15 protein-coding genes and 1 riboswitch are annotated in these 16,930 nt (G+C 68.7%); of the genes, 4 read left to right on the top strand and 11 right to left on the bottom strand.

The genetic code is table 11. The features are described from left to right. Positions 1-72: 72 nt before the first annotated feature. The gene (locus ACFT9I_RS28330; RefSeq protein ID WP_382568816.1) at positions 73-1,869 is read right to left on the bottom strand and encodes a hypothetical protein; all 1,797 of its coding nucleotides are present in this window, start codon (positions 1,867-1,869) and stop codon (positions 73-75) included. A 393-nt stretch (positions 1,870-2,262) separates the two neighbouring features. On the opposite strand from ACFT9I_RS28330, the gene ACFT9I_RS28325 reads away from it, so the two are divergent. After that, the gene (locus tag ACFT9I_RS28325; protein WP_382568814.1) at positions 2,263-2,505 is read left to right on the top strand and encodes a DUF6411 family protein; all 243 of its coding nucleotides are present in this window, start codon (positions 2,263-2,265) and stop codon (positions 2,503-2,505) included. Positions 2,506-2,543: 38 nt separating this feature from the next. On the opposite strand, the gene ACFT9I_RS28320 is transcribed toward ACFT9I_RS28325, so the two are convergent. From ACFT9I_RS28320 to ACFT9I_RS28295, 6 genes are all read right to left on the bottom strand, one after another. Beyond that, on the bottom strand, positions 2,544-3,218 hold the full coding sequence (locus ACFT9I_RS28320) for a potassium-transporting ATPase subunit C (protein WP_382568812.1): 675 nt from the start codon (positions 3,216-3,218) through the stop codon (positions 2,544-2,546). A 5-nt stretch (positions 3,219-3,223) separates the two neighbouring features. Continuing rightward, positions 3,224-5,461, bottom strand: coding sequence for a potassium-transporting ATPase subunit KdpB (gene kdpB, locus ACFT9I_RS28315; RefSeq protein ID WP_382568810.1), 2,238 nt, complete (start codon positions 5,459-5,461; stop codon positions 3,224-3,226). Then, a complete protein-coding gene (gene kdpA / locus ACFT9I_RS28310; RefSeq protein WP_382568809.1) occupies positions 5,458-7,122 on the bottom strand; it encodes a potassium-transporting ATPase subunit KdpA in 1,665 nt (554 codons plus the stop codon). The genes kdpB and kdpA overlap by 4 nt, the downstream gene beginning before the upstream one ends. 6 nt (positions 7,123-7,128) lie before the next feature. After that, the gene (gene kdpF, locus ACFT9I_RS28305) at positions 7,129-7,218 is read right to left on the bottom strand and encodes a K(+)-transporting ATPase subunit F (RefSeq protein ID WP_382568807.1); all 90 of its coding nucleotides are present in this window, start codon (positions 7,216-7,218) and stop codon (positions 7,129-7,131) included. Positions 7,219-7,486: 268 nt separating this feature from the next. Then, entirely contained in the window at positions 7,487-8,293 is an 807-nt protein-coding gene (locus ACFT9I_RS28300; protein ID WP_382568805.1) for a CbtA family protein, read from the bottom strand. Between the two features lie 36 nt (positions 8,294-8,329). Beyond that, the gene (locus tag ACFT9I_RS28295) at positions 8,330-8,566 is read right to left on the bottom strand and encodes a CbtB-domain containing protein (RefSeq protein ID WP_382568803.1); all 237 of its coding nucleotides are present in this window, start codon (positions 8,564-8,566) and stop codon (positions 8,330-8,332) included. Positions 8,567-8,625: 59 nt separating this feature from the next. After that, positions 8,626-8,717, bottom strand: a riboswitch (cobalamin riboswitch). A gap of 170 nt (positions 8,718-8,887) precedes the next feature. On the opposite strand from ACFT9I_RS28295, the gene ACFT9I_RS28290 reads away from it, so the two are divergent. Continuing rightward, positions 8,888-9,493, top strand: a complete 606-nt coding sequence (locus ACFT9I_RS28290; RefSeq protein WP_382568801.1) for a histidine phosphatase family protein — start codon at positions 8,888-8,890, stop codon at positions 9,491-9,493. 22 nt (positions 9,494-9,515) lie between these two features. Here the strand turns inward: ACFT9I_RS28290 and ACFT9I_RS28285 are convergent, their stop codons facing one another. From ACFT9I_RS28285 to ACFT9I_RS28270, 4 genes are all read right to left on the bottom strand, one after another. Next, positions 9,516-10,535, bottom strand: a complete 1,020-nt coding sequence (locus ACFT9I_RS28285; RefSeq protein ID WP_382568800.1) for a hemolysin family protein — start codon at positions 10,533-10,535, stop codon at positions 9,516-9,518. Next, complete coding sequence (locus tag ACFT9I_RS28280) at positions 10,532-11,962, bottom strand: hemolysin family protein (RefSeq protein ID WP_382568799.1); 1,431 nt, start codon at positions 11,960-11,962, stop codon at positions 10,532-10,534. The genes ACFT9I_RS28285 and ACFT9I_RS28280 overlap by 4 nt, the downstream gene beginning before the upstream one ends. Positions 11,963-12,159: 197 nt before the next feature. Further along, positions 12,160-12,555, bottom strand: a complete 396-nt coding sequence (locus ACFT9I_RS28275; RefSeq protein WP_382568797.1) for a DUF1992 domain-containing protein — start codon at positions 12,553-12,555, stop codon at positions 12,160-12,162. Between the two features lie 155 nt (positions 12,556-12,710). Then, a complete protein-coding gene (locus ACFT9I_RS28270) occupies positions 12,711-13,802 on the bottom strand; it encodes a PucR family transcriptional regulator (protein ID WP_382568795.1) in 1,092 nt (363 codons plus the stop codon). 274 nt (positions 13,803-14,076) lie between these two features. Here ACFT9I_RS28270 and ACFT9I_RS28265 point away from each other — a divergent pair, with 274 nt between their 5' ends. Both ACFT9I_RS28265 and ACFT9I_RS28260 read left to right on the top strand, forming a co-directional pair. Then, on the top strand, positions 14,077-14,721 hold the full coding sequence (locus ACFT9I_RS28265) for a hypothetical protein (protein ID WP_382568794.1): 645 nt from the start codon (positions 14,077-14,079) through the stop codon (positions 14,719-14,721). 138 nt (positions 14,722-14,859) lie between these two features. Continuing rightward, positions 14,860-16,875, top strand: coding sequence for an SPFH domain-containing protein (locus tag ACFT9I_RS28260; RefSeq protein ID WP_382568792.1), 2,016 nt, complete (start codon positions 14,860-14,862; stop codon positions 16,873-16,875). Positions 16,876-16,930: the final 55 nt, after the last annotated feature.

Here is a 16,930-nt window from a genome sequence, read left to right as displayed (position 1 = left end):
CACCTTCAGCGACCGCTGAAGGTGACGGCGACAGAGACAGAGCAGCGACACAGCAGTGACAGCGTCGGATGCTCAGCCGGTGATCTTGAAGGTGGCCGGTGAATCGTTCTTCTGGGCCACCTGACCCGGGAGCAGATTCTGAATCGTGTTACCCGTGAATTTCCCTGTGCCGGTAACTCCCGAGTTGATCCAGATTCCCTGCTTGGCCGGGCGGTCGATCGTGTTGTTCGTGAGCGTGGCATTGACACGCGTTCGATCGATGTTGAGCCCCGCGGTGAGAGATCCGCGAATGATGTTGTCGCTCATGGTGACGTTCGTGAAGGCGTTCGGAAAAAGCGAGGTGCTGGACGGGGAACCGATGTGCACCCCGTGCCGGACGCCGTTCCAACCGCCCCCGCCGATCAAGGTGTTTCCGCTCACCGTGGCCGATTCCAGGGGGTGTCCCGAGTCGCCGAACACACTGATGTCCATCGCGTTGTTGGACGACACGCTGTTCACCAGGTTGTTCTTCACCTCGACGTTCCGCCCGCCGGCGATCCGGATGCCGTTGGCCCACCAGGGCGCGATCGCGGTGTTGTTGAGGATCTTCGCACCGCTCATCTGGCCGTTGTTCCCGGCGGCGCCCGCGTCGGAGTACGTCGCGAAGGAATCGTCACCGGTGTTCCGGGCGAAGCTGTTCCGGACGGTGATGTTGAGGCCGAGCTTGTCCGGATTCGGCGTATTGCCGTTGTTGATGTTGTAGCCGTCGCCGTAGCTGTCCGCGGTCCGGCTGTTCTGGAGGACACCATTCGTACCCGACAGCCAGTTGGCGTCGATGTGTCGCGTCCAGAGCCGGTCGACCAGCCAGCCGCCGGCGCCGCCGGCGTTGATTCCGTAATCAGAACCGCCGGTGCCGCCGATTCCCCGCCAGATGGCGTTGGCATCGATCTGCAGGTCGGTCAGCGTGGTGCCCGAGCCCACCGTGATCTGCGAACGCCATGAATTGGCTGGCAGCGGAACCTTGCGATAGAGCGTGGAATGCCACATGCCGGCGCCCTGCACCTTTACGCCGGTGAAGTCCAGCGGCTTGGACACCAGGCTGTTGGTCAGGTACTTGCCCGGCGGGATCCACACCGACTTCTGCTGAGTACGGGCGGCATTCACCGTGTTCTGGATGGCGACCGTCGAATCCTTCACGAACTGCGGGTCCGCGCCGTTGCTGACGACGGAGATCGAGTTCGCCGGTTGGGCCAGCGCGCCCCCGACATTCTCCAGATCCACGGAATCGATGTCGTAAACGGCGGCCGTGTTCGCGGCGTCCTTCTGGAGTTTGACGGTGCTGCCGGCCGCGATGGGAGCGCCCGTGACCCAGACGGGGAATTCGTTGTAGAAGCGGTAGGCCACCCCACCCGCGCGGGGGTCGTCCGGGTTGGTGGTCGCGCCTCGGTAGTTCCACGCTTGGCGCGAGTCCAGCGTGATCGCCTGGCGGAACACGTTGTTCACGTACAGATTCAGCGTCGCGGTGATGCCGCCGCCCGCCGGTGCGTCCGGAATCGAGGCGCGGACCACGAGCGTATTGGCGTTCTTGCCCGTGCTGTTCGGCAGCGTCACGGAATCGCCGTTGCTCTTCAGCTCGACCAGCGCATAACCCGAGGCTTCGGTCTCCAGGGTGGCCTTGGTCGGAGTCGGAGCCCCAGGGCTGATGGAGCGGAGAGTGGCGCCGCCGCCGCGCTGGCCGGCTTCGGCTTCGAGCGTGACGAAGGGGGTCGTGGCACCGGCGGCGGCCGCGGCGACGACGTCCGTGCGAATCTCGTCGTGGGGAGGAACGGACAGGGCACAGACAGCGAGCAACGCGCTGCCACAGAGGACGGAAAAACCTCTTCGGAACATATGTCACCCCTTGGCGGAATTACCGACTGAGCGGGACCAGTTGATCGCGTGTGTGGGATAGCTATGCGGTGGGGGGGGCGGCACGCCGAACGGAAGTTCACATGCCGGATGAGCGCCACACAGGCATCGCCATCATCCGATGTCGACCACCGATCGCGCAATAGGTTCGACATTTCCCGGAAATCTATTGTCAATGGACTTAATTTCCATCAGTCCGATTCGGTGAGGTTTCTCCAATTCCATTCCGGGTGCCTTGCGAAGTAAGTCGGTACTGCTACTGCTCACGAACGGGGGCGATGGGGGCGACGCGTGTGAGGACGACTTGCGGGTACCCGGAGGACAACGCCACCCCAGGCGCCATGAACGCCATGAACGCCACAAGGAGGACCACACATGATGATCGTCGGAATCGTTGCCGTCTGCGTAGTACTTCTCGTGCTCGCCTTTCTGCTCCCGCGCCTGTCACGCCACCCCGAGCGCGGCACACAGCGCACCCTCGGAGCGGGCGGACAGGCCGCGGGCAAGGCCCCGGGCGCGCTCGGCAGGCTCCTGCGCAAGCCCTTCAGCAGCAGTTCCCGCGCCGTCGGCCGCAGCGGCTCTGCCGGACGCCGCACCCGCGGCAAGATGCCCTTCTGAGCCGGGCCCGACCAGGCCGCCGGGCCCGGCCAGGCCCGTCAGTCCCCGTTCGTCGACTCAAGCGCCTTCAGCGCGATGTTCAACTCCAGGACATTCACCCGCGGTTCGCCGATGAAGCCGAGGATGCGGCCGTCCTTGTGCTCGTCCACCAGCTTCTGAACCGCCCCCACCTCCAGCCCGTTCAGCTTCGCGACCCGCTGGACCTGGATGTCGGCGTACTCCGGCGAGATCGCCGGGTCCAGGCCGGAGCCGGAGGAAGTGACCGCGTCGGGGGGTACGTCGGCCGGCCTGACCTTGTAGCCGTCGACCGAGTTGTCCTTGATGACGGCGGCTTTGGCGTCCTTCACCCACTGGATCAACTCCTCATTGTCACCGGCCCTGTTGGTGGCTCCGGAGAGGATCAGCTTGTACTGGGTGTTGACGCTGTTGGTGCCGAGCCCGTTGGACGGACGGGGCTGGAACCACTTGAGGTCCGGCGCCGGGGTCTCCTCGCCCGCCTTCAGGGGCAGGTCGTAGCGCTGGCCGATGAGTTCGGAGCCGACGACCTTGCCGTTGGAGGTGATCTCGGAGCCGTTGGCCTTGTTGTGGAAGAGGGCTTGTCCGAGGCCCATGACGGCGAGGGGGTAGATCACGCCGCACACAATGCTCAGGACGAGCAGGGCGCGGAGTCCGGCGCCGAGGAGCCGTGCGGTGTTTCCGACGGACGTGTTCATGGACATCAGCCGATTCCGGGAATGAGTGAGATGAGCAGGTCGATGATCTTGATGCCGGCGAAGGGCGCGATGAGGCCGCCGACGCCGTAGATCCCGAGGTTGCGGCGCAGCATCCGGTCCGCGCTCATGGGGCGGTAGCGCACACCGCGCAGGGCCAGCGGCACGAGCGCGACGATGATCAGGGCGTTGAAGATGACGGCGGAGAGGATCGCGGACTCGGGTGAGGACAGGCTCATGATGTTGAGCTTGTCCAGGCCCGGATAGACGACGGCGAACATCGCGGGGATGATCGCGAAGTACTTCGCGACGTCGTTGGCGATGGAGAACGTCGTCAACGCGCCCCGGGTGATGAGCAGTTGCTTGCCGATCTCGACGATCTCGATGAGTTTCGTCGGGTTGGAGTCCAGGTCGACCATGTTCCCGGCCTCCTTGGCGGCCGAGGTGCCGGTGTTCATCGCCACACCGACATCGGCCTGGGCGAGCGCGGGTGCGTCGTTCGTACCGTCGCCGGTCATCGCGACGAGTTTCCCGCCCGCCTGCTCACGCCTGATGAGCGCCATCTTGTCCTCGGGCGTGGCCTCGGCGAGGAAGTCGTCGACACCGGCCTCCTCAGCAATGGCCCGCGCCGTCAACGGGTTGTCGCCCGTGATCATGACCGTACGGATGCCCATACGGCGCAGTTCCTCGAACCGCTCCCGCATCCCCTCCTTCACCACATCCTTGAGATGGATCACACCCAGGACCCGCGCCCCGTGCTCGTCCTCCACCGCGACCAGCAGCGGCGTACCGCCGTCTTCGGAGATGCGGTCGGTCAGGATGTGCGCGTCGGGCGCGACGCTTCCGCCGTGCTGCTCGACCCAGGCGACGACCGAACCGGTCGCCCCCTTACGGATCTTGCGTACGGTCCCGGCCTTCCGGCCAGGCTCTGCCCCCTCCTCCTCCGTGATGTCGACACCCGACATCCGGGTCTGAGCCGTGAACGGCACCCAGTCCGCCTGGCCCAACTCCCCCTGCCTGCGCTCCCGCAGGCCGTACTTCTCCTTCGCCAGCACCACGATGGAGCGGCCCTCGGGCGTCTCGTCGGCGAGCGACGAGAGCTGCGCGGCGTCCGCGAGTTCGACGGCGGTGACCCCCTCCACCGGGAGGAAGGCCGCCGCCTGGCGGTTGCCGAGCGTGATCGTGCCGGTCTTGTCCAGCAGCAGCGTCGAGACGTCACCCGCCGCCTCAACGGCACGCCCCGACATCGCCAGGACATTGCGCTGCACCAGCCGGTCCATGCCCGCGATACCGATGGCCGACAGCAGCGCCCCGATCGTGGTGGGAATCAGACAGACGAGCAGCGCGGTCAGCACGATCATCGACTGCTGGGCGCCCGCGTAGATCGCGAACGGCTGGAGGGTGACGACGGCCAGCAGGAACACGATGGTGAGGGACGCGAGAAGGATGTTCAGCGCGATCTCGTTGGGTGTCTTCTGCCGGGCCGCGCCCTCGACCAGGGCGATCATCCGGTCGATGAACGTCTCGCCGGGCTTGGTCGTGATCTTGATGACGATACGGTCGGAGAGAACCTTCGTCCCGCCCGTCACCGCGCTGCGGTCACCACCCGACTCCCGGATGACGGGAGCCGATTCACCGGTGATCGCGGACTCGTCGACAGAGGCGACGCCTTCCACGACATCACCGTCACCGGGGATGATGTCACCGGCCTCGCACACGACGAGGTCGCCGACACGCAGGTCGGTGCCCGGCACCCGCTCCTCGGCCCCGGCCCCGGCCGCAGCCCCGGCCCCACCCGCAGGCGCACGATTTTTCGATACGGGCTCCGCGTTCCGCCCCGTCAGGCGCCGTGCGACCGAGTCGGTCTTCGCCTTGCGGAGGGTGTCGGCCTGCGCCTTGCCGCGGCCCTCGGCGACCGCCTCCGCGAGGTTGGCGAAGATCGTGGTCAGCCACAGCCAGGCGGTGATCGCCCAGCCGAACCAGTCGCCCGGTTTCGTGATCGCCAGCACGGTGGTGAGCACCGAGCCGACCTCGACCACGAACATCACCGGAGACTTGACCATCACCCGGGGATCGAGCTTCCTGATCGCGTCGGGGAACGACTTGACCAGCTGCTTGGGGTCGAACAGACCGCCGCCGACCCGCCCGTCGTCGCCGGGCCGGTGCGAGGTCGGCACGTCCGAGTGCGGCGCCCGCGAGGGGCCCGACCCGGGGTCGGGCGTTGGTGTTGAAGTGGCAGTGCTCATGACGCGAGTCCTTCGGCGAGCGGTCCCAGCGCGAGTGCGGGGAAGTAGGTCAGACCGGCGACGATCATGATCGTGCCGACGAGGAGCCCGCTGAACAGGGGCTTGTCGGTACGCAGGGTGCCCGCGGTCATCGGCACCGGTTTCTGCTCGGCCAGCGAGCCGGCCAGCGCCAGGACGAACACGATCGGCAGGAAACGCCCCAGCAGCATCGCGATACCGATCGTGGTGTTGAACCACTGCGTATCGGCGTTGAGCCCCGCGAAAGCCGAACCGTTGTTGTTCGCACCCGACGTATACGCGTACAGAATCTCCGAGAAACCGTGCGCACCGCTGTTCGTCATCGAATTCGCGGGGGTGTCCATCGCCATCGCCACACCGGTGAAACACAGCACCAGCGCCGGGGTGATGAGGATGTAGCACGCGGCGAATTTGATCTGCCGGGTCCCGATCTTCTTGCCCAGATACTCCGGTGTCCGGCCCACCATCAGACCCGCGAGGAACACCGCGATCACCGCCATGATGAGGATTCCGTACAATCCGGAGCCCACACCACCGGGCGCGATCTCGCCCAACTGCATTCCCAGCATGGCGATTCCGCCGCCGAAACCGGTGTACGAGGAGAGGAACGAATTCACCGCGCCGGTGGAGGTGAGGGTGGTCGCCACCGAGAAGATGGACGAGGCGCCGACTCCGAACCGGGTCTCCTTGCCCTCCAACGCGCCGCCGGCGATGTCGAACGCCGGGCCGCCGTGGTGGAATTCGGTCCACATCATCAGCGCGGTGAACACGATCCAGATCGTCACCATCGTGGCGAGGATCGCGTACCCCTGCTTCACACTCCCGACCATCCGCCCGAACGTCCGCGTCAGGGACAGCGGAATGAGCAGAATGAGGAAGATCTCAAGGAGGTTCGACAGCCCGTTGGGGTTCTCGAAGGGGTGGGCGGAGTTGGCGTTGAAGTAACCGCCGCCGTTGGTGCCCAGCTCCTTGATGGCCTCCTGCGAGGCCACCGCCCCGCCGTTCCACTGCTGGGAGCCGCCCATGAACTGGCCCACCGAGTGGATCCCGGCGAAGTTCTGGATCGCCCCGCAGGCGACCAGGAGTACCGCTCCCACCAGCGCGATCGGCAGCAGGATCCGCACGGTGCCGCGCACCATGTCCGCCCAGAAGTTGCCCAGTTCACCGGTACGGGAGCGGGCGAAGCCCCGGACGAGCGCGATGGCCACGGCCATGCCCACCGCGGCCGACAGGAAGTTCTGCACCGCCAGGCCGCCGGTCTGCACGACATGGCCCATGGCCTGTTCGCCGTAGTACGACTGCCAGTTGGTGTTCGACACGAACGAGGCGGCGGTGTTGAACGCCTGGTCCGGATCGATCGACGAGAAACCGAGGGAACCGGGCAGACTGCCCTGGATCCGCTGCATCAGATACAGAAAGAGGACACTCACCAACGAGAATCCGAGAACTCCCCGCAGATAGGCGGGCCAGCGCATCTCGGTGGCGGGATTGGCGCCGATGGCCCGGTAGATCCATTTCTCCACCCGCAAATGCTTCGGGGAGGAATAGACACCGGCCATGTAGTCGCCGAGTGGTCGGTATGCCAGGGCCAGCGCCACCATGAGCGCGAGCAGCTGGAGCACACCGGCGAGGACGGGGCTCATCAGGGCTCAGAACCTCTCCGGGAACAGCAACGCGAGGACCAGATAGCCCAGCAGAGCGACAGCGATGACGAGACCGACAACGTTCTCCACGGTCATAGCTTCGCCACCCCCTTGGCAACGAAAGCCACCAACGCGAACAACACGATCGTGGTGACGACGAAGGCCACATCGGCCATCGTGAGCTCCTGAAAGAGGTCGGAAATTCTTGGACCTCTAGAGGAAAGCCTCTTTTTTCGGCGACACGAGCGACGTTGACGGGTCCCATACGGCGCGAGGCGTGCGTTTTACGGATCTCATACACGGATGGCCCATACATGACTTGTGCCCGGCAGGAATCCTGCCGGGCACAAGATGCGTACGGGTGTCAGCTGGTACGGGCCGCCGACGTAGCCGGCGCGGCTGCCGCGGCGTCCGGATCCGCCGCGGGACGCAGTACGCGCTCCGCCAGCGCGCCGAAGATCAGCCCGAAGGCCGTCCACAGCAGCGCCTGGACCCCCAGCGAGGCCAGCCGGAACTCCCAGAGCAGCGCGGCCGGGAAGGTCTCCTTCACCGCGTCGGTGTTGGCGGGCAGCAGCAGACACGCCACGGCCATGACCACCACATAGCCGCCGCCGGCGGCGACGGTCGCGTTCCAGTTGCCCAGCGTCGGCGCGAGCCGCCGCCCGGCGATGACGGCGATGACCGCGACCAGCACGCTGAGCAGGATCATCAGGAAGAACAGCGTCGTGCGTTTCCCGATGGTGTCGGGATTGCCCACGGCCGGCGGGGTCGCGGGGTATTTGAGGAACGGCACCAGATAGACGGTGGTGAAGGCGGCGCCCGCGACCAGCGCGGCCGTCGCCCGGGGCCGGAACCGGCCGACCCGGCCCAGACAGACGGCGAAGGCCAGCGAGGCGATGCCGCCCAGGGCCACCCCGTACACGAGAACGCCGGTGGCGAGGCCGAAGGTCGACTGGACCGGCCGCGTGACCAGCTCCTCCTCTTCCTCGGCGGGGGCGGCTGCCGCGTCGCCGTGCTCATGGGCCGGGGCGGACGCGGCCTCCTCCAACGCGATGGAGGAGTCGATGGACGGCTCCCCCACCACGTACGCGAGCGCGAAGGCGAGCAGTCCGGCGACGACGCCCGCGATCATGCCGCGGACCAGCAGGTTTCTGACGGTGGACGATTGCATGGTGAGGTACTCCGAGGGTGTCCCGCTTCCGTCAGATCAGTGGCAGGGGAAGCCGAGCAGATGACGGCCGTCGTGCACCCACTCGTGCACACCCGCCCCGGAGAACACCGACGTCGCGCCCTGTTCGGCACCGACGAAGTACAGCAGCACCAGCATCAGCGTGCCCACGAAGACCGCCCAGGGCAGAACCGCCCGCAGGGGCAGGGGAGTCAGGGGGGATATCGCTGATCCGGTGGGAGCGGAAACGGCCGGGGGCACGATGGACTGAGCCATGGCACAACCTCCTTGGGAACTCGCGTCCCGTTCAGTGGAGCTGGCACGACGACCATCGGGTCTGACTCACCGGGCCGCCTGTCCGCGCGTACGTGGCGAAGGCTGCTCGGCATACAGTGGCGCGACCGTGCCGGAATCTCACCGGACTTCCGTCTCGCCGTCGTGATATCGACGTGAACGTACCGCGATCGGGCAGGTGGGCCAAGAGGGCGACTCCTCCCGTACCGCCGCCCGGCCTCGGTGCTCGACCGGTGCTCGACCGGCGTGTGGCGGGCGTCGCGGCGGGCGGCGTCCCGCGAACGCACCACCCTGGAGAGCCCTATGACCACACGCGTGACGTTGATCTCACCGGCGCTCAGCACCGCGCTGCGCGAGGCGCGCTTCGCCGACGGACCGCTGGACGCGACCGGGCTGCGCCAGGCCGAGGCCGTACGAGGTACGCATGCCCTCGCCGAGCAACGCGCCACCGCCGACCGGGTGTTCGCGTCCCCCTCGGTGCGCTGCCATCAGACGGCCGAAGCCCTCGGCCTGGTCGCGGAGCCCCTGCCCGAGCTGCGTACGTGCGCGATGGGCCGCTGGCGCGGGAAGCGCCTGGACGAGGTCAGCGCCGCCGATCCGCAGGCGGTCGCCGCCTGGCTGGCAGACCCGACGGCGACGCCGCACGGCGGGGAGTCGCTGAAGGCGCTGCATGTGCGCCTGGGCCACTGGCTCGACGCGCTGGGCGCCGACGCGCGCCCGGACTCGGCGCGCATCCTCGCGGTGGCCGAGCCCGATGTCGTACGCGCGCTGACGGTGCACGCGATCGGCGCGCCGACGCAGGTGTTCTGGCGTATCGACGTACAGCCGCTGACGGTCACGGAGTTGAGCGGGCGGAACGGCCGCTGGAATCTGCGCAGCGGCCGTCCCTTGCAGGGCGCTGCCCGCTAGGAGTTGTCTTCGGAGTCGCCGGTCACGCCGCCGCGGCCGGTCCCACCAGTTCGCCGAGCACGTCCTCCATCGTCACGAAGCCGAGCAGCGTGCCCGCCTCGCCCGTCACCGCCGCCAGGTGGCTGTCCGCCGCCCGCAGCGCGGTGAGCGTGTCGTCCAGCGGGGTGTCGATCCGGACCCGTGTCACCGCGTGGAGCGTGCTGCGCGGGAACGGCTTGGTGCGGTCGGCGACGCCGAGAGTGTCCTTGATGTGCAGGTAGCCCAGGACGGCGCCGGCGGGCCCGGTGACCGGGATCCGCGAGAAGCCGGCCGACGACGCGATCCGCTCCAGTTGTTCGGGGGTCACCCGGTGGTCGACGGTGACCATCCGGCGCAGCGGTACGAGGAGTTCGCCGACCGGGCGGGTGCCCAGCTCCAGCGCGTCCCGCAGCCGTTCGCCGTCGGCCGGTGAGAGCAGCCCGGCCTGGCTGGAGACGGCGACCATACGGGCGAGTTCGTCGTCGTTGAAGACGGCGGCGACCTCGTCCTTGGGCTCCACCTTGATCAGCCGGAGCAGGACGTTGGCGAACGCGTTGATGCCGAAGATCAGCGGGCGCAGCGCGCGGGTCAGGGCGACCAGCGGCGGGCCGAGCACGAGCGCCGTCTTGGTGGGCGCGGCGAGTGCGATGTTCTTCGGGATCATCTCGCCGAACAGCATGTGCAGATACGTGGCCAGGGTCAGTGCGATCACGAACGCGATCGGGTGGACCAGTGCCTCGGGGACCCGCGCCACCTCGAAGCCGGGCTCCAGCAGGTGCGCGATGGCCGGTTCGGCGACGGCGCCGAGGACCAGCGACGAGACGGTGATGCCGAGCTGGGCGGTGGCCATCATGGCCGACAGGTGCTCAAGCCCGTACAGCACGGTGTGCGCCCGCTTGTCGCCCCTGCGGGCGTGCGGCTCGATCTGGCTGCGGCGGACGGCGATGAGGGCGAATTCGGCGCCGACGAAGAAGGCGTTGGTCAGCAGCGTCAGTGCGCCGATGGCGAGTTGCAGGGCGGTCATCGGGCTTCTCCGGCGTACTGGCGCGAGGGGTCGTCGGTGTCGGTGGTGGCGTCGGTGTCGGTGTCGGTGGTGGCGTCGGGTACGGATGCCGCGTACGGCTCCGTGTCGGACCCGGCCGCGACGGCCCGCGCCGGCTCGGTGATGTGCACGCGCTCCGCGACGTGGTGCTCGATGTCGAGGACATCCAGCCGCCAGCCGTCCAGTTCGACCGTGTCGCCCTCGACGGGGATCCGCGCCAGCCGGGCGGCGACGAGTCCGGCGACGGTCTCGTACGGCCCCTCCGGGGCGACAAGACCGATCCGGGCCAGCTCGTCGATCCGTACGCTGCCGTCCGCCTCCCAGGTCGCGCGCCCGTCCGCGTTCGGCGGCGCGGGCAGCAGGTCGGGGGTCTCGACGGGGTCGTGCTCGTCGCGTACCTCGCCGACGACCTCCTCGACGATGTCCTCCATGGTGGCCACGCCCGCCGTGCCGCCGTACTCGTCGATGACCACGGCCATCGTGCGCGCGGCACGCAGCCGGTCCAGCAGCAGATCGGCGGTGAGGGTGTCGGGCACCAGCAGCGGCTCGCTGGCCAGCTCGGTGACGGAGACGCGGGCGCGCCGCTCCGGCTCCAGGGCGAGGACGTCACGGATGTGGACCGTGCCGATCACCTCGTCCAGGCTGTCGCGGTAGACGGGGAAGCGGGAGAGGCCGGTGGCGTACGTCAGATTGGCGGCGTCGGCCGCCGTCGCACCGGCCTCCAGCGCCTGGACGTCGACGCGGGGCGTCATGACGTTCTCGGCCGTCAGCTCGCCGAGTCGCAGGGTCCGTACGAACAGCTCGGCCGAGTCCTGCTCCAGCGCGCCCTCGGCGGCGGAGTGCCGGGCGAGGGAGATCAGCTCGTCGGGCGTACGGGCGGAGACCAGCTCGTCGGTGGGCTCCAGGCCCATGCGCCGGACGAAACGATTCGCCGTGCTGTTGAGATGCCGGATGAGCGGGCCGAAGGCGGCGGTGAAGCCGCGCTGCGGGCCCGCGACGACCTTGGCGACGGCCAGCGGCCGCGAGATCGCCCAGTTCTTGGGGACCAGCTCGCCGATGACCATCAGCACGATCGTGGAGATCACGACACCGAGGACGGTGGCCACGACCGACGCGGCCGCGCCCAGCCCGACGGCCTCCAGCGGTCCGCGCAGCAGCACGGCCATGGACGGCTCGGCGAGCATGCCGATGACGAGGGAGGTGACGGTGATGCCCAGCTGCGCGCCGGACAGCTGGAAGGTGAGGCGTCGGACGGCCTTGAGGGCGCCTTCGGCGCCGCGCTCACCGGCCGCGGCGGCGCGCTCCAGGCTGTCGCGCTCGACCGTGGTCAGCGAGAACTCGGCGGCCACGAAGACGGCACAGGCGAGTGTGAGCCCGAGGGCGATCAGCAGGAAGAAGATCTCGGTCACCGTGCCACCCCCGCTCCGCCGGTCAGGTAAAGCGGAGGGGAAATGGCACGGCTGGTACTAGGAGGCTCCATCGTGGAACTGCTGCTTCCTTCTTTGTCGGTCGGGGTGTCCCTGCCGTGATCGGCGGAGGGGACGAAACATCATAGTAAAGGAATGGCAAACAGAAGGGGAGTGCCCGAAAGGGTGACCGAGAGTGACTAATGTCGCTCGCGCCACTCGGCGGCGATCTCCTCGACGTCGAAGGGCTTCTTGTTCAGCGGCGGCCCGGCCGGCGGTCTGGCGATCGCGGCGCGGATCTTCTCGTTGATGGCGGCGATGATCCGCCGCGCCTGCGCTTCCGACGCTGCCTCGTGGGCGGCGGCGAGCGCGTCCTCCACCTCCTTACGGAGGCTCAGCGTCGGCGGCAGGTGGGAGATTCCCTCCCGCTCCATCTTTCCCTTGATCCACCACAGTTCGTCGTACGGGGCGGAGTCGGACGGCAGCGGCTTGCCCGCCCCCGGCAGATTGTCGAAGGCGCCGCGCTCAGCGGCCTCGCGGACCTGCCTGTCGACCCATGTCTCGAAGTTGATGCCGGGTGGCTTGCGCTCGGTCATCCTGCGATCTCCTGTTCGTCCGTGACGTGGGGCGGTGGGGCGGTGGCGCCGTAGAGCTGTGGAGCGGTGGAGCGGTGGAGCGGTGGAGCGGTGGTCGCGGTGGGGCGACACCGGCCTCCTCCATAGTGCCTGGGAGGTGCGGCGACCCGGAATGGTCAGATCTCCTTCGCCGGCCAGTCCAGCAGCCGCGCGCCGATCACGGCCGTCTGGAGCGTGTAGCGCTGGAAAGGCTCCGCCGGGTCCGACCCGGTGAGCTTGTGTATGCGCTCCAGCCGGTACGTCAGCGCGCGCACGCTCAGATTCAGCCGCCGCGCCGCTTCCGCCGACACACACCCCGCGTCGAAGTACGCCGTCAACGTGTCGAGCAGCGGCCGGGCGCCGCCGCGCGCCTCCTTAAGAGGGCCGAGGGCGCTGCGTACGAGATCGGTCATCGCCTCCCGGTCCCGGCTGAGCACCGGGTAGACCAGCAGGTCGGCCGCGCGGAGCACCGGCTCGTCCAGCGCCATACGGTCGGCGAGGTCCTGCGCGTTGAGCGCCTCCTCGTACGACTGCACGACGCCGCCCGCCCCCGGGTGCGCGCGCCCGATGGTGACCCGTCCGCCGTCCGTCGCAGCGTGCGCCTGCTTCGCGAAGTACGTGAGGACGTCGCCCTCGTCGGCGGGCGCGACGCAGATGAGCCGCCCGTCCTTGGTGGTCAGCAGGATGCGGCGGTCGCCGAAGCGGGAGACGAGGGCGAGTTCGACGCTGCGGGTGACGGGGTCGGTCTCGGCGTACGCGGCCTCCCCGACGGCCACGGCCACGGCGTGCGCGTGGGAGAGCTGGAGCCCGAAGCGCCCGGCCCGCTCGGCGAGCCTGCCGAGGTCGCTGCGCCCGTGCAGCAGGTCGTCGATGAACTCACGCCGGGACGCCTCCTCGCGGCGTACGGCGAGCCGCTGGGCCCGCTCGTACCCCTCGGCGAACGCGTCGACCGCCTGCTCGACGGCGGCCAGGACGCTGTCGGCGGACGCCGTGTCGGCCGAGGAGACGGGCCAGGCGGCGCGGGTGGCGGTCAGATACCTGCTCACCAGGGCCCGCAGTCCGTGGCCGGCCTCGGCGGCCTGCTCGCCCAGCGCGCGGCGCGAGTCCAGCTCGTCGCGGGTGAGGCGGCGTCCGGTCATCGAGACGTCCGAGAGGATCCGGTCGTAGCCGGTCAAGTACTCCTGGAACATCTCCTGGTCCGTGGTCCGGCCTGTCGTGTGGTCCGCCATCGCAGCCCCCCGGCTTCCTGATCCGTCCTGACGCGTTCTTAACGCGGGTGCCGTCCAGCCTGTCAGACGCCGATCCGGCGCCGACACCCGGCATTAAGGCCCCGTAAAGATTGCCGGGATCCGGCAATGCGTGCCTGGCCGGTCGGCTGACAGGATCGGACCACGGAAAACGGGGGACGGATTCCGGTGCCGGAGTGCGCGCACTCGCACTCCGGCATCCGGAGCCGGTCCGGTCGGTACGGCGGCGGAGCGCCGGGGGTGAGGGGGAACGGGAATGCGTGAATTCATCGACGCGGCACTCGGATTCCCCACCTTCCTGTTCACCGCCGCACTGATCGTGGTCGTCGGCTTCTGGCTGCTGGTGCTGACCGGCGTCGCCGAGACCGACAGCTTCGACTCGGACGTCGACCTCGACACCGCCGGGATCGGCGGAGTGCCGGTCACCGTGGCCTGCTCACTGCTGACAGCCGTCGCGTGGTTCAGCAGCCTCGCCGCTTCCGTGTTGCTGCACCGCTTCGGTGCCTTCGACGCCTCCGGTCTCGTCCGCGCCGTGTCGGCTCTCGCCGTCCTCGTCGGCGCGGTGCTGCTCGCCTGGTGGGCCACCCGGCTGCTCGTACGGCCGCTGCACACGCTCTTCCCCGACGAACCCGGGCCGTCCCGGCTCGACTTCGTGGGACTGACCTGCACCATCCGGACAGGACGGGTGGATGCCTGGTTCGGCCAGGCCGAGGTCGCCGCGCGGGACGGCTCCACCGCCGTCGTACAGGTCAGGCAGCACCGCGCGGACACCGCGAAGGCCGGCGCGGCGGCCCTGAGCAACGGCAGCACGGGGCTGCTGTACGCCTACGACGACGCCGGTGAGTTCTTCTGGGTCGCGCCGTACGACACGGCGCTTGACCCGCGCGCCTCGGCCGCCTGACCGCTGCCGCCGACCCACTCCCCTCGGCCGATCCCTTCACCCGACCCTCGTCGGTCGGGCCCTCATGGCTCGCCGTACCTCGCCATGCCTCGCCAACGCCTTCTCATGCCTTCTCATGCCTCCACGCAAGGACTTCTCATGGATGCCATCACCTTGGGCGTCGGCGTGCTCGTCGCCGTCCTCCTGCTCATCGCAGTGACCCTGCTCCTGGTCGTCAGCCGGCTCTTCCGCAAGGTCGAGCAGGGCAAGGCCCTGATCGTGTCGAAGATGCGGAAGGTCGACGTCACCTTCACCGGCCAGGTCGTCCTTCCCGTGCTCCACAAGGCCGAGACGATGGACATCTCCGTCAAGGCCATCGACATCACCCGCACCGGCCGGGACGGACTGATCTGCCGGGACAACATCCGCGCCGACATCCGGATCTCGTTCTTCGTCCGGGTCAACAAGACCACCGAGGACGTCATCAAGGTCGCGCAGGCCATCGGCACGGCGCGGGCCAGCGACAAGGAGACGTTGCAGGAGCTGTTCAACGCCAAGTTCTCCGAGGCGCTGAAGACGGTCGGCAAGCAGCTCGACTTCACCGATCTCTACACCAAGCGCGACGAGTTCAGGGACCGGATCATCCAGGTCATCGGCACCGACCTCAACGGCTACAGCCTGGAGGACGCGGCGATCGACTACCTGGAGCAGACGCCGCTCGCGCAGCTCGACACGAACAACATCCTGGACGCTCAGGGCATCCGGAAGATCACCGAGCTGACGGCGATCGAGCATGTCCGCACCAACGAGTTCCTCCGTACAGAGGAGAAGGAGACCACTCGGCAGAACGTCGACGCCCGCGAGGCCATCCTGGAGCTGGAGCGGCGGCAGGCCGACGCCGAGAGCAAGCAGAAGCGCGAGATCGACACCGTACGGGCGCGCGAGGAGGCCGAGACGGCGCGCGTGCGCGAGGAGGAGCGGCTGCGGGCGCAGAGCGCCTTCCTCAGTACGGAGGAGCAGTTGGGGGTCCAGCGCGAGAACCAGGCGCGCGAGGTCGCCGTCGCCGAGAAGAACCGCGAGCGGGTCATCGCCATCGAGACCGAGCGCATCGAGAAGGACCGCCTCCTTGAGGTCATCGCCCGCGAGCGGGAGACCGAACTGACCCGTATCTCGGCCGAGAAGGAGGTCGAGACGGAGCGCAGGGAGATCGCCGAGGTGATCCGCGAGCGGATCGCCGTGGACCGTACGGTCGCCGAGCAGGAGGAGTCCATCAAGCGGCTGCGCGCCGTGGAGTCAGCCGAGCGCGACCGCCAGTCGATCATCATCGCGGCCGAGGCCGAGGCGCAGGAGCGGCTGGTCAAGGACATCAAGGCGGCCGAGGCGGCCGAGCAGGCGGCGGTCCACCGGGCCGCCGAGCAGATCACCCTCGCCGAGGCACGGGTGAAGTCGGCGGACCTCGACGCGACGGCCAAGACACGGCTGGCGGAGGGCATCCAGGCCGAGACGGCGGCCATCGGCCTGGCGGCGGTGCAGGTACGGGAGAAGGAGGCCGACGCGGTCGAGAAGGCCGGCCGCGCGGAGGCCGGGGCCACGGAGGCGCGCCTGCGCGCCGAGGCGGCCGGGCTGACCGAGAAGGCGGCGGCGATGGCCGCGCTGGACGAGGCGTCGCGGGGGCACGAGGAGTACCGGCTGCGTCTGGAGGCCGACAAGGAGGTACGGCTGGCGGGCCTGGAGACGCAGCGGCAGGTCGCCGAGGCGCAGGCCGCCGTGCTGGCGACGGGCCTGGAGAGCGCGGACATCAACATCGTCGGCGGGGACACCGTCTTCTTCGACCGGCTCGTGTCGTCGATCTCGCTCGGCAAGGGCCTGGACGGTTTCATGCGGCACTCGGACACGGCGCAGGCGCTGGCGGGGCCGTGGCTGGACGGGTCGGCGAGCTTCACGGACGACCTGGCGAAGATGCTCGGGTCCGTGTCGACGGCCGACGTGCGGAATCTGACGGTGTCGGCGCTCCTGACGAAGCTGATGGCGTCGGGCGGCGGTACAGGGCCGCGGAGCGGGCAGCTCGGTGAACTGCTCGACAAGGCGAAGCAGTTGGGGCTCGCGGACATGCCCATCGCGGAGTTGGGCGGTACGGGCACGAGCACGGGCGTGAACGGCGCGCTCAAGGCCTGACGGCCACCGCGAGGACCATCAAGACCGGCCGGAGCTGCCGCCACGGGGGTGTGGC

This window comes from Streptomyces sp. NPDC057137 (assembly GCF_042670825.1).
Taxonomy (GTDB): Bacteria; Actinomycetota; Actinomycetes; order Streptomycetales; family Streptomycetaceae; genus Streptomyces.
Note: the sequence above shows the minus strand (reverse complement) of the source record. Positions and strands in the feature narration are given on the sequence as shown.